Annotated in this window: 12 protein-coding genes; 4 read left to right on the forward strand and 8 right to left on the reverse strand. The window is 59.1% G+C overall.

All coding sequences use genetic code 11. The features are described from left to right. Positions 1-3: 3 nt before the first annotated feature. Both CS903_RS04855 and CS903_RS04860 read right to left on the reverse strand, forming a co-directional pair. Positions 4-912: an ABC transporter permease gene (locus tag CS903_RS04855; protein WP_370737649.1), complete on the reverse strand. Its 909-nt coding sequence runs from the start codon at positions 910-912 to the stop codon at positions 4-6. A 230-nt stretch (positions 913-1,142) separates the two neighbouring features. Next, positions 1,143-2,126, reverse strand: coding sequence for an ABC transporter permease (locus CS903_RS04860; protein ID WP_099332429.1), 984 nt, complete (start codon positions 2,124-2,126; stop codon positions 1,143-1,145). 189 nt (positions 2,127-2,315) lie between these two features. Here CS903_RS04860 and CS903_RS04865 point away from each other — a divergent pair, with 189 nt between their 5' ends. From CS903_RS04865 to CS903_RS04875, 3 genes are all read left to right on the forward strand, one after another. Beyond that, positions 2,316-3,602, forward strand: coding sequence for an MFS transporter (locus CS903_RS04865; protein WP_099332430.1), 1,287 nt, complete (start codon positions 2,316-2,318; stop codon positions 3,600-3,602). A gap of 103 nt (positions 3,603-3,705) precedes the next feature. Further along, a complete protein-coding gene (locus CS903_RS04870) occupies positions 3,706-4,299 on the forward strand; it encodes a DUF1349 domain-containing protein (protein WP_164996678.1) in 594 nt (197 codons plus the stop codon). Further along, a complete protein-coding gene (locus CS903_RS04875) occupies positions 4,289-5,983 on the forward strand; it encodes a glycoside hydrolase family 13 protein (protein WP_099332432.1) in 1,695 nt (564 codons plus the stop codon). Before CS903_RS04870 ends, CS903_RS04875 begins: the two co-directional genes overlap by 11 nt. Here the strand turns inward: CS903_RS04875 and CS903_RS04880 are convergent. The 4 genes from CS903_RS04880 to dapB all read right to left on the reverse strand — a co-directional run bounded on the left by CS903_RS04880 (position 5,980) and on the right by dapB (position 10,803). Further along, on the reverse strand, positions 5,980-7,305 hold the full coding sequence (locus CS903_RS04880; protein WP_099332433.1) for a homoserine dehydrogenase: 1,326 nt from the start codon (positions 7,303-7,305) through the stop codon (positions 5,980-5,982). The two genes, CS903_RS04875 and CS903_RS04880, sit on opposite strands and share 4 nt — an antisense overlap. 70 nt (positions 7,306-7,375) lie before the next feature. Then, positions 7,376-8,683, reverse strand: coding sequence for a diaminopimelate decarboxylase (locus CS903_RS04885; RefSeq protein ID WP_099332434.1), 1,308 nt, complete (start codon positions 8,681-8,683; stop codon positions 7,376-7,378). Between the two features lie 77 nt (positions 8,684-8,760). Further along, positions 8,761-9,981, reverse strand: coding sequence for an LL-diaminopimelate aminotransferase (locus tag CS903_RS04890; RefSeq protein ID WP_442316362.1), 1,221 nt, complete (start codon positions 9,979-9,981; stop codon positions 8,761-8,763). Positions 9,982-9,993: 12 nt separating this feature from the next. Next, positions 9,994-10,803: a 4-hydroxy-tetrahydrodipicolinate reductase gene (gene dapB, locus CS903_RS04895; RefSeq protein ID WP_164996679.1), complete on the reverse strand. Its 810-nt coding sequence runs from the start codon at positions 10,801-10,803 to the stop codon at positions 9,994-9,996. A 163-nt stretch (positions 10,804-10,966) separates the two neighbouring features. On the opposite strand from dapB, the gene CS903_RS04900 reads away from it, so the two are divergent. Next, a complete protein-coding gene (locus tag CS903_RS04900; protein ID WP_099332547.1) occupies positions 10,967-11,542 on the forward strand; it encodes a DNA-3-methyladenine glycosylase in 576 nt (191 codons plus the stop codon). A 15-nt stretch (positions 11,543-11,557) separates the two neighbouring features. On the opposite strand, the gene purU is transcribed toward CS903_RS04900, so the two are convergent. Together purU and CS903_RS04910 are read right to left on the reverse strand one after the other, a co-directional pair. Continuing rightward, positions 11,558-12,436: a formyltetrahydrofolate deformylase gene (gene purU, locus CS903_RS04905; protein ID WP_099332548.1), complete on the reverse strand. Its 879-nt coding sequence runs from the start codon at positions 12,434-12,436 to the stop codon at positions 11,558-11,560. Positions 12,437-12,452: 16 nt separating this feature from the next. Further along, positions 12,453-12,698, reverse strand: a complete 246-nt coding sequence (locus tag CS903_RS04910) for a hypothetical protein (protein ID WP_099332437.1) — start codon at positions 12,696-12,698, stop codon at positions 12,453-12,455. Positions 12,699-12,706: the final 8 nt, after the last annotated feature.

Here is a 12,706-nt window from a genome sequence, read left to right on the forward strand (position 1 = left end):
GGCTCACAGTTTTCCTCCGGACTTAGAAGTCGGGTCAATGGCATCGCGCAGACCGTCACCGATGAAGTTGATGCACACCAGCATCAGGGTGAGGACCGTCGCGGGTGCCAGGAAGGTCCATGGGAACGAAGTCGCCATTGCCTGACCATCTGCCAACAGCACACCAAGTGATGTTTCGGGCGGCTGAACCCCGAAACCAAAGTAGGACAGGAACGTCTCCATCATGACTGCCGCCACCACGGCAAGTGTCGCGTCGATAATCAGGTAGGACGAGACATTCGGCAGGATGTGCTTGGTAATTGTCGCCCACGACGGGACAGACATGTACTTAGCAGCGCGCACATAGTCCAGGTTGGTAACCGACAGCGTCATTGAACGAATAACGCGAGAAGTCAGCATCCAGGAGAAAGCTGAGAGCAGGAAGATAAAGGTCAACGTCGAGCCCTTGCTGCCACCCATGCGCTGCGTGATGATCGCAATCAGTAGGAAGGACGGAATCACTAGCAGGAGGTCGATGACCCAGAGGACTGCCTTGTCGTACCACTTGCCAAAGAAAGCTGCCGAGGCACCGACTAGGGCCGCAACAACGGTCTGAATTGCCGCTACAGAAAGACCGATCACCAGGGACTTACGCAGGCCTGCAACAGTCAGGGCGAACATGTCACGCCCGGTCTGACCGGTTCCTAGCCAGTGCTCAGCTGACGGGCCCTGGAGGAAGTTGGAACTATCAACTTCTCGGTAGTCCCACGGGCTCAGGTACGGGCCGATGAGGGCGAAGATAACGATGAAAATGAAGCCGATTAGACCGAACATCGCTGTCTTAGACCGAGAGAAGCGGCGCCAGATGAGCTGCCCACGAGTCAGGGGCTTGGAGCCACCACCCTCGGCAAGCAGAGCATCGTCATCAGCCACGGCCCTGTCCGCTTTAGCAACAAGGACCGGGACTGCACCGCTGTCTGCCTGCTGCTCATAGGGGGTGGTCAAGCCATCCGGGTCGAGCCCTAGCTCACCGGCGGGGTCAGGCTGACTGCCCCGCGTGTTGTAACCCTCTTCTTCACGCCTAATGGGTTGAGAGTCGAACTCCGGGTGCGAAGGATCGCTGCTGTTCTTGTTATCTTCAAAAGCCACAGTTTCTCCCCTCCCTAACTAACGCGCACGCGCGGGTCGGCCACAACAGTAAATACATCTGCAAGCATCAACCCAAAGAAGGTTGTCGCAGCTGAGAACGCAACCACCGCCACGGTGCCATTGATGTCATGGCCAGTAATTGAGGTGACGGAGAAAATTCCCATGCCGTGCCAGGAGAAGATTCGCTCTGTAATCGTCGCTCCCGTGAACAGTCCCGCAATCACAAAGGCGAAGTAGGTCGCCATGGGGATAAGTGCTGTGCGGAGGGCGTGCTTGCGAACTGCTGCCCCCTTACGCAAGCCCTTGGCACGAGCGGTTCGCACATAGTCGGCACCAAGGGTGTCAAGCATGAGGTTGCGCTGGTAGCGCGAGTAGGTGGCAATACCACCAAGCGACATCGAGATGGTGGGCAGCAGGAGGTGCTGCAGACGGTTAACTATCTCTGCACCGGGATAGTTACCGATATTTCCGGTCTCGCCGACAAACTCGAAGAATCCCGTACCGGTGGCCTGGTTGAACCGAACAGCCATGATCTGCAGGAGGGTCGCAATGACGATGGTCGGAGTGGAGATGATGATAAGCGATATCAGGGAAACTGCACGGTCCGAGAACTTGTGCTGGCGGGTGGCACTCCACGCACCAAGGGCAACACCGCCGATGATGCCCACAAACGAACCGATGGTGATGAGGCGAACTGAAACCCAGATCCTGGTGGCGAGAATCTTGTTGACGTAGTCACCCTTAGGCGTACGACCCCAGTCCCAGTGCAAGACGACATTTTGCAGCCAGGTCCAGTACCTCTCAAGAAGAGGAATGTCGGGATTAATGTTGTATGCCGTCAGCATGGCGTTAACGGAATCAACATCAAGGTTGGGGTTGGTGAAGTCGAACTGCGTGCGCGGGTTAAGCGCCGTGCCTGCCAGAAGATAGGCAAGGGAGACTGCTATGAAGAGCAGCACCAGGTAGTTCAACAACCGCCTGAATAGGTAACGGTACATAAGGCCAAGTCTTTCCGTGTTCCCCGCAACGGGCACAAATCCGCCTGGGCTGGACATCGTCAGACACCAACGCACGCAGAACTGGTTGCGAAGTGCCCTCCAGAATAGCGCGGGCGCGGGCATTGTCAGCAACTGTTCTGTGCAAAACGCGATTCTGCACAGTGCATTCAGCAATTAGAGTACATAGATATGTCGCAGATACCCCACTCGGTACCGCGTCCCAGTCGAGGTGTGAACTCGGGACGAACCGGAGCCCTTGTCCTCCTGATGATCCTTGCTTCCATCGTGACAGCCTCTAGCCTGCGGCCGGGTGCAACCTCGATCGGACCCGTGCTCCCAGAGCTAATTGCCTCCCTCCAAATGAGCGGTATCACCGCCGGTGTGCTAACAGCCCTTCCTGGGATCTGTTTCGCAGTAGTGGGATTGCTCTCTAACCGTCTCACCACTTGGACAGGTATTGCGGGAGCCCTTGTTATTGCGACCTTCGTCTCTACCCTAGGTTTGGTCTCTCGGGCGCTCACTGACTCCTGGGTTCTCTTCCTAGTGTTTTCCACCATCGCGCTCTCGGGGATGGCCATTGGTAATGTCGTGCTACCCGCCCTCATCAAAAAGGAGTTCCCCCGCAGGGCTGCGCAGATGGCGACCACCTATACAACGTTCCTCGCAGTTGGCGCCACCGTACCGACCTTCCTCACACCCGTTCTGGCAACTAGCGGAGATGAGCGGCTGGGAGTTGGGGAGGGGTGGCGGCTTGCTATCGGCGCCTGGGGCAGCATCTCTCTGGTGGCATTCATCCTCTGGCTCCTCCTCTATATCCGCGATCGACAGCTAAGGCAGAAGGAATCACCACTGCCAGCGGCCGGACGGACCGGCCGACCGGCTGTTTGGCGTTCGAGGACGGCCGTGGCACTCATGTTCTTCTTCGGCCTCCAGTCCATGCAGGCCTACATTCAGTTTGGATGGGCCCCAGCCGCCTACCGTGCAGGAGGCCTCGATCCAACAGCCGCTGGGCTCATGCTGTCGATCATCGCCCTCGGGGGAGTGCCCGGCGGTCTGCTCATGCCCATGCTGGTAGCCAGAGGGCGGGGATTACGAGGTCTAATCTCTCTCTTTGGCGTCCTTCTCGCAGTCGGATACCTGGGGATTGCCTTCCTTCCCACCACGCTTCCATGGGTCTGGGCAGTCTGCCTTTCCATCTCTGGGTTCTGCTTCCCAACGGCCCTCACCCTGATCATCGAGAAAACGGACAACGCCACCACCACCGCCGCCGTCTCCGGGTTTGTCCAGCCCATCGGGTACCTGCTCGCCGCGGTGGGTCCCCTGCTCGTGGGGGTCATTTTTGGGGCGTTGGGCAACTGGACCCCCATCATGCTCGTCCTCGCCCTCACCGCCGTTCCGATGACCCTGGCCGGAATCATTGCTGTTCGAGGACGAACCGTGGACCACGAGTTGGAAGAGAAAACACACCGCCACTAGGACACAAAGTTCGTCCTCCTGCCCTAATGGAACGCTAATCAACGGGTGTCTCGAAGCCCTGTTGGGTAGTCTGTCCCATGTAGCGACCACAAGGGAGTGGAAATTGCAGACTTCAGAAGCATTCACCGTGCCCTGGGAGACCGGGGTTTGGACGAACACGCCAGAATCAGTTCGCGACGGTGCGCTGGGACTCTCTGTCACTGCCAGTGCGATGTCTGACGCCTGGAGTGGGCCCCACAACTACTGGCAGGCAACCTCGGAGAATGCGCTGGTCACCAAACTGCTGCCGAATCAGGCCATGGAGGTATCGTTCATCGCCGATATGACGGAGCAGTACGACCAGGCCGGCATCTTTCTCGCGGTGGATGAGACCACCTGGGCGAAGGCCGGCATGGAACTTGTCAAGGGCCAACTGCGTCTGACCGCAACTGTGACCAGAGGCCAGTCTGACCGGTCAATGTGCAGGGTATCCGACTGGAACGGGCGCCTCATTCGGGTTCGAGCTGCCTGGAGTGACAACTTGATGGCAATCTACGCGGCCGTCGACACCGACCCCTTCAAACTGGTCCGTCTCTTCCCCATGAATGAGGGGCTGACACTGGTGGCTGGCCCCTACGTGGCTTCGCCCCGTCGTGGCGACTTCACCACCACCTTTACCGCCTGGCGCATCACCGGGTCTGATCTAGATGAAAGCTGATCGTAACTGGTGGCGGTCAGCGGTCATCTACCAGGTTTATCCGCGGTCATTCCAGGATTCAACCGGCTCCGGCATGGGCGACCTCGCCGGGATCACCCGGAGAATCGACTACCTGGCCGGTCTCGGCGTGGATGCACTGTGGCTCAGTCCCTTCTACCCCTCCCCGCAGGTGGATGCTGGATACGATGTGGCGGCCTACTGCGATGTCGACCCGCTTTTCGGTAGTCTGGCTGACTTCGACCTGCTTCTCGAGGCCGCCCATAACCGCGGTCTGCGCATCCTCATCGACCTCGTCCCCAACCACAGTTCTGACCAGCACCCACTGTTCCAGGCCGCGCTGGCTTCCCCTCCCGGCAGTCCGCAACGCGCGATGTACCACTTCGTCGATGCCGACCCGGAGAAACCTCTGACACCCCCGAGCAACTGGACCTCCGTGTTTGGAGGCCCCAGCTGGACGCTGGTGAAGGGCGTCGAGGGCGAGCGTGACCAGTGGTACTACCACCTCTTTGCTGCCGAGCAGCCTGACTTTAACTGGGAGAACACCGCGGTACTCACCTTCTTCGAGGACGTTCTGCGCTTCTGGCTGGACCGTGGTGTTGACGGGTTCCGCATCGATGTCTCCGACGCCCTCATCAAGAACACCAACTGGCCCAACACCGAAGGCGGCTGGCCCGACATTCCGAAGGACGACAGCAGTCCGGTCCATGACATCTACCGCCATTTCCGCGGCATAATCGATGACTATCCGGAAGCGATGGCCGTCATTGAGACCGGCGCCGAGGACGACATCGTCGCCCTCTTTCTTCGGGAAGACGAGATGCACCAGGCCTTCAACTTCCGTTTCCTCAAAACAGGGTGGAACGGAGGCCAGATCGCCCATGCCGTAGAAGAGTCAATGGCGGCATACTCGACGGTGGGAGCCCCCACCACCTGGGTCACGGACAATCACGACACCACCCGTTCGGTAACGCGCTACGCCACGGGAACTTCACTGTCCGGGGCCTACGTACCCACTGCTCATGACGATGAGGACGACTTTGATCCTGGCGAGGGAAAGCGCAGAGCCCGAGCCATGTCGGTCCTGCTACTTTCCCTTCCCGGCAGCGCCTACATCTATGCCGGGCAAGAGTTGGGTTTGCCCGAAGTTACAGACCTTCCCTATGGGGTACTGACTGACCCGGCCTTTTTCCGTACAGGAGGTGAGGTCCGAGGTCGTGATGGCTGTCGTGTTCCCCTCCCCTGGTCGGGCACAGCGGCGCCCTTCGGGTTCTCAGATGAGGCCGAAGTGACGACCTGGCTGCCGCAACCCGCCGAGTGGGATGCACTGACAGTAGAACGCCAAGAAGACGATCCCGCATCGATGCTGAGCCTCTACCGTCACCTGCTTCAGCTTCGCCGTAGTTTTACAGCTCTTGGAACCGGGCTGGTGCAGTGGGTTCAAACTCCGGAGGAGACGGCAACCACCGACATCATGCACATTCGGTTCCACCCCGCCGAGCCGGAGTCTTCACCCGACCAGGCGACTATCGACCTCATTATGAACTTTGGCCCCGAACCAGTTGGGCTGCCGCCGGAGACAGCCGACGAAACCGTGCTCGTCAGCAGCGCCCCCCTGGAGGGAGCTGTGCTGCCCGGGGAGTGCTGCGCACTCTTTATCCGGTCAACGGCAGTTCCCTCGAGTTAGGCACTCACTTCAGAACGCAGGATTGATGCCACTTCACGGACCGAGTCTGCAGCGGCTAGCTGTTTAACAACGGTGGCTAGTGCACCCTCTGTGGCGCGGTGGGTAAGGATGGTGAGGACTGCGGTGCCACCTTCTTCGCGGCTGCCGTCTTCAGATCCTTCCGAAGCATCCTTCTGATTGACGGACTTGATGGAGATCCCGTTGTCTGCAAAAACTCCGGCCACCTCGGCAAGGACACCTGCACGATCAGCGATTTTTAGCTGCACCTGGTAGCGGGTAACGGCCACCGAGGCGTCAAGAACCGGCAGGTTGGCGTAGACCAGCTCACAGGGAGCATTGCCGCCATGAGCGATGTGGGAAGCCGCTGCGACAACATCGGAGAGGACCGCGGTTGCGGTCGGCGCCCCGCCTGCACCCTGACCGTAGAACATCAGGCGCCCGGCCGATTCGCCGTCAACCACAATCGCGTTGAAGGGACCGTGGACATTCGCAAGGGTGTGATCGCGCGGAACCAGGGTGGGGTGAACACGAACTGAGATGCCCTCAGACCCATCTTCCTGGGTGATTCGTTCGGCAATTGCCAGAAGCTTGATGACATTGCCACCGGCTTCGGCTTCCGCGATGTCGTCCGCGGTGATCTTAGAGATCCCCTCAACCGCCACATCTTCGATTGAAACCCTGGTGTGGAATGCCAGCGAGGCAAGGATTGCGCACTTTGCAGCTGCATCCAATCCTTCAACGTCGGCGGTCGGGTCAGCTTCGGCAAAGCCCAGCCTCTGGGCTTCCGCCAGCGCATCCTCATACGATGCGCCGGTCTGTGTCATGGCATCAAGGATGAAGTTGGTGGTTCCGTTGACAATGCCTAGCACGCGCAGGATCTTGTCACCAACCATTGACTCTCGAAGGCCGTAGACAACGGGTACTGCACCCGCCACCGCGGCCTCGTAGTAAAGGTCGGCGCCGCCGGCGGTCGCGGCCTCATGGAGTTCCGGTCCGTGGGCCGCAATCAACGCCTTGTTTCCGGTCACAACAGTCTTACCCTTTCGCAGGGCATCAAGAACTAAGGTCCGCGGCGGTTCGATACCACCGATCAACTCGATGACCAGGTCGGCACTATCAATGGCAGCCTGAGCATCGGTTGTCAGCAGAGCCGGATCAATCTCCGCGTCCCGCGGAGCTGAAACATCCCGGACCACGACTGACTGCAGGTTCAGTTCTGCCCCGGCGCGCGCCCGCAGATCCCTGCCCTGCTCCTCAATCAGTCGAATCACCTGGGAACCGACGGTGCCCGCACCCAATACCGCGACGTTTACTGTTGCCATCTTCAGTCCTTCGTGACGAGGTCGCGGTAGGGACGCATCCCATCGCATCCCTACCGTGTTTGGCGCTAGGTTACGCGGAAGTGGCGTCCCCCTGCTTAAGTGGATCAAGTTCTGGTTTTCCGAGGTCCTCAGTTACTTCAAACCCGGCGATCGTGGCGAAGTAGTCGCGGGGGGTCTCTGCGCGGCGAATCATGCGGAACGATCCATCCTCTTCGAGGAGAACCTCTGCTGAACGCAGTTTGCCGTTGTAGTTGTAGCCCATGGAATGTCCGTGAGCCCCGGTGTCATGGATAACAACCAGGTCACCAATCTCAATCTCTGGGAGTTCACGGTCAATCGCGAACTTATCGTTGTTCTCGCAGAGTGATCCGGTGACATCGTAGACATGGTCGAGCGCAGCATCTTCCTTACCGGCCACGGTGATGTGGTGGTAAGCGCCGTACATGGCGGGTCGCAGCAGGTTGACGGCGCTGGCATCCAGACCCACGTACTGCTTGTGAATGTCCTTGTGGTGCAGGGCGGTAGCGATCAACCAGGCATTCGGACCGGTGATGAACCGACCCAGTTCGGCGACGACCGCCAGATCTTTCATTCCGGAAGTCCCTATGGTCTGCTCGTAGGCGGCGTGAACCTTGCTTCCTATGTACTCGAGATCGGCGTTGGGCAGTCCCGGCTTGTAGGGTATGCCGATTCCACCGGAAAGGTTGACCAGGAAGAACTCTGCATCGCACTGCTTATGCAGGTCGACTACCAGTTCGAAGAGAATCTTGGCCAGGGTCGGGTAGTAGTCGCTGTCCGTGGTGTTCGAGGCGAGGAAGGAATGGATACCGAAGCGCTTGGCACCCAGCTCTTTGAGGCGATTGATCGCGACGGGCATCTGCTGAGGCGTCAGCCCATACTTGGCCTCTCCGGGGTCTCCCATGACCGTGGTGCCCAGCTTGAAATCCCCACCCGGATTAAAGCGAAGGCAAATATCCTCTGGGATCCCCCCATTTTCTGCGAGGAAATCAATGTGGCTGATGTCGTCCAGGTTGATAATGGCACCCAGCTTGCGTGCCAACTGGTACTCCTCAGCTGAGGTCACGTTGGAAGAGAACATGATTTCATGGCCCCGAAAGCCCATGGCATCCGCTAGAAGCAGCTCAGTGTAGGAAGAGCAGTCCACCCCGCAACCCTGGTCTTTGAGCAACTGAAGAATTGCCGCATTCGGGGTTGCCTTGACCGCAAAGTACTCTTTGAAGCCCTGGTTCCAAGAAAAGGCCTGCTGCAGACTGGTGACGTTCTTTCTAATTCCAGCAGCATCGTAAAGGTGGAACGGGGTGGGAATCTCTGCGGTGATCTCCCGTAGCTTCTCAAGGCTTGGGGCTGTGCGAGGCATAAGTGGTCCTTTGTCTAGCAGGTATGAAGGTCTAGGGTCGATGGCTCCGGTGGAAAGCGGGAAGCCCGCCAGCTGCGCTAGGCGCTGAGCTGTGGAAGTAGGCCGGTGAGCCGCGCGACTGCTTCCTGAGTGGTCTCGAAAGAACCAAACGCGCTGAGCCTGAACTGCCCCTCTCCGGCGGGCCCAAACCCGACCCCGGGGGTGCCGACAACCTGGGCGTTGTTGAGGAGGAAGTCAAAGAAGGCCCACGAGTCCATTCCACCGGGGCACTTGAACCAAACATAAGGCGAGTTGTCGCCGCCGACCGCTTCGATTCCGGCACCCAACAGTGCCTCACGGATCAACGCGGCATTGCGCAGGTAGTAGTCCACGGCTTCTTGAACCTGCACCTGCCCCTCAGGTGAATAGATCGCAGCCGCCGCCTTCTGAACGATGTAGGGCGTTCCGTTGAACTTGGTGGCCTGACGGCGGTTCCACATGGCGTTAACCGAGACCCCATCGATTACCAGGGCCTTCGGAACGACGGTCCACGAGCAGCGCAAGCCGGTAAACCCCGCGGTCTTCGAGAAGCTTCCGAACTCAATCGCAACCTCCTCAGCCCCCTCAATCTCATAGATGCTGCGCGGAATGGAGTCATCGGTGATGAAGGCGCGGTAGGCGGCATCAAAGAGGATGACAGCCCCGTTATCCCTGGCGTACTGAACCCATCCCCCCAGCTCATCACGCGTCAGGGTGGTGCCGGTGGGATTGTTGGGGTAGCAGAGATAGATCAGGTCAACCGGCTCGGTTGGGAAGGGGGGCTTGTACCCATTTCCTTCATTACAGGGCAGATAGACCAGGTTGGTCCAGCGGTTACCTTCATAGTCACCGAGGCGCCCGGCCATGGCATTGGAATCGATGTAGACCGGGTAGACCGGATCGGCCACCGCCACCTTCGCATCAGCCGCGAAGAGTTCCTGAATGTTCCCTGTATCAGACTTTGCCCCATCTCCGATAAAGACCTCATCAGAATCGAGAGAGACCCCAATCGCCTCATACTCGCCCTCAGCAATCGCTTCCCGGAGGAAGGCATAGCCCTGTTCCGGACCGTACCCGGCAAAGGTCGCAGACTGCGCCTGCTCTTCAACCGCGTCATGGAGGGCAGCCACCACCGCGGGAGCCAGCGGCAGCGTCACATCACCGATCCCTAGGCGAAGAACCTGCTTATCAGGATGGGCCTTCTGGTATTCACTGACCTTTTTGGCGATATCGCTGAAAAGATACGAGGCCGGAATCTTCTGAAACTCTGTGTTTAGCACTGACATCCTCTTCTAACCCAACAGGTCTTCCATGGTGTAATAACCAGCCGGCAAGCCGGCCACAAACGCAGCTGCACGCAGCGCGCCAAAACCAAAAACATCGCGGGACTGGGCGACGTGCCTTAGTTCAACAACCTCATCATTCAAAAGGAAGGTCACCGTGTGCTCCCCGACTACTGTCCCACCCCGCACCGAGTGCACCCCGATCTCATTACCGCGGGCTCCGACCTCGTCGGGACGGCGGCCGTAGACGAACTGTCGCGACGGATCCGTGGAGTCGCGGACGGCTTCCGCAAGCGTCAATGCCGTTCCCGAAGGCGCATCTACCTTGAGGCGGTGGTGCGCCTCAACCACCTCGGTGTCCACCGACCCCAGCATGGCCCCGGCATTTTCCACTAGGCGCCGCAGAACATTGACCCCCAGCGATAGGTTCGAAGAACGAAGAAGCGGCACTTTCTCAGCGGCTTGACGAATCTGCTCTATCTGCTGGGCATCGTGGCCGGTAGCTGCGATAACCAGGGGCTTCCCCTTCTCAACCGCAAACTTGAGCACCTCGTTCAGGGCGTCGGCCCGCGATGAGTCAATCACGACATCAAAGTCGGATGCCACAGATGCCTCTTTGAGCGACCTATAGAGAGGTATCGCCAGAGCGTCTTCACCCCGGGTTTTTACCAGGTGCTCATCCACTGCGGCAACCACCTTGACCTGGGTTTCAGTATCCATTTCCGACGCTGCGATAATCGCCTGTCCGAGGCGCCCGGCCCCGTAGACCACCACCCGTGTCATGCCTACCTCCAACAACTCAAGTCCATACGATGTCACCTTTGTTAGGGTAACAATGCCCTCCGACAGGAACGGTGTCCGTCCAGCCACACCCTGTGGGCCCCTGCGACAAGCCGGTAGGATCCGAACTATGAAGCCGGACCAATCAGCGCAGGAACCTGGAGAAACACTCGTTCTCTCTGCACACGACTACCCTGCAAACATGCCGCTACCCCGGTCATTCTATAAGCGGGAAACCCTGGTGGTCGCCCAGGACCTGGTGGGCTGCTACCTCCACCGCCGACTCCCCGAAGAGCTCGGCGGGGGGATGCTGGTCGGTCGCATTTCCGAAACCGAAGGGTACCTGGGTGAGAAGGACGACGCCGCACATACGGCCCGCGGGCGTACCAGAAGGAACGCGGTCATGTTTGGTCCACCCGGCCACGCCTACGTCTACCTCATCTATGGCATGTGGTGGAACCTCAACGCGGTCACCCGTCCCGAAGGCACAGGTGAGGGCGTCCTCATCCGCGGAATCCACCCGGTCGAAGGAACCGAGACTATGCGAGAGCTGCGCTTTGGTCGCAAGAATATCGCTGATGGTCCTGGCAAACTCTGCCAGGCGCTAGCTATAACCGGGGCTGACTACGGCACCGACCTCACCGGTGGGGACATCTTCATTACCCCCCGCACTGAACCCCTGGTTGAGTTTCGTTCCACACCGCGGATCGGAATCGACTACGCCTCAACGAAGCATGAGCCTTGGCGCTTTATTGATAGGCGAGAAAAGCGGAAGTAGCCGCGTCAACCGGAACTAGAAAACGATGGTCTGGTTTCCGTCACGAATGACTCGGTCCTCCGCGTGCCAGAGGACCGACCGTGCCAGCACCTGGCGCTCCACATCTGCCCCGCGTCGCGCCAGTTCCGTCACGCTGTCCGCGTGGGTGACCCTCACTGTGTCCTGATCGATAATGGGTCCCTCATCAAGGTCCTCCGTGACGTAGTGGGAGGTGGCGCCTATGAGCTTCACCCCGCGTTCCTTCGCCTTCAGGTACGGGTTGGCCCCTATGAAAGCCGGCAGGAACGAGTGGTGAATGTTGATTACCGGAACCCCGACCTCACTCAGAAAGTCACCGGAGAGAATCTGCATGTAACGGGCGAGGACTATGAAGTCGACGTTTCCGCGCAGCAGTCCGAGGATCTGTTTTTCCGACTTCGACTTGTCGGGCCCAGCCTGCGAGGGAACGTGGAAGAAGGGCACCCCAAAAGAACGCACGTCCTCGGCAGCATCAGAATGATTTGAAATCACCATGGGGATGGAAACAGGCAGTTCGCCGCGCCTACGTCGCCACAGCAGATCCAGTAGGCAATGGTCCTGCTTTGACGCCAGAATCGCCATGCGCTTGGGAACCGACTGGTCCCTCAACTCCCACTTCAACCCGAATGGCCTCAGGGTGTCGTCAATGTCCTCACGGAGCTCCGGTAGAACCGCCGAGAGACCGTCCTTGTGGAAAACCACCCGCTGGAAGAACTTGCCATCGCGTGTTTCATCCGCGTACTGATCGAGGGCGATGATGTTGCCGCCGTTGCGGGACACCATTGCCGTGACTGCGGTGACGATACCGCGCGAGTCGGGTCCGTGGACCGTGAGACAGGCGTGATTCTGCGGAAGGGAAAGCGGTGAGTGATGCATGAGCACATTGTGCCCGTTACGAGCTCCTGTTTGCCACCACTGCATAACCAGTGAGCAAAATGGTCGCCAGCAAGATACCGATGACCCACTGGATGAGGACGGAAGCCCCCATTTCAAAACCAAGCCATCCCCCGAGGCCGTAGCCTGCAACACCGAGGAACACCGTCCACCCCATTCCACTCCAGCGGGTCCCGGGAACGAACATGCTGGCGACGATTCCAATGACGACGCCTACCACCATCATCCACAGCAGGTTCAACACAGCTACTC

This window comes from Actinomyces minihominis (assembly GCF_900187855.1).
Taxonomy (GTDB): Bacteria; Actinomycetota; Actinomycetes; order Actinomycetales; family Actinomycetaceae; genus Scrofimicrobium; species Scrofimicrobium minihominis.

Bases quoted from the DNA above. Each gene is read 5' to 3' on its own strand.
- CS903_RS04900 (WP_099332547.1), top strand. From the start codon at position 10,967: ATGCCGCTACCCCGGTCATTCTATAAGCGGGAAACCCTGGTGGTCGCC.
- CS903_RS04875 (WP_099332432.1), top strand. From the start codon at position 4,289: ATGAAAGCTGATCGTAACTGGTGGCGGTCAGCGGTCATCTACCAGGTT.
- CS903_RS04865 (WP_099332430.1), top strand. From the start codon at position 2,316: ATGTCGCAGATACCCCACTCGGTACCGCGTCCCAGTCGAGGTGTGAAC.
- CS903_RS04880 (WP_099332433.1), bottom strand. From the start codon at position 7,305: ATGGCAACAGTAAACGTCGCGGTATTGGGTGCGGGCACCGTCGGTTCC.
- CS903_RS04885 (WP_099332434.1), bottom strand. From the start codon at position 8,683: ATGCCTCGCACAGCCCCAAGCCTTGAGAAGCTACGGGAGATCACCGCA.
- CS903_RS04860 (WP_099332429.1), bottom strand. From the start codon at position 2,126: ATGTACCGTTACCTATTCAGGCGGTTGTTGAACTACCTGGTGCTGCTC.
- purU (WP_099332548.1), bottom strand. From the start codon at position 12,436: ATGCATCACTCACCGCTTTCCCTTCCGCAGAATCACGCCTGTCTCACG.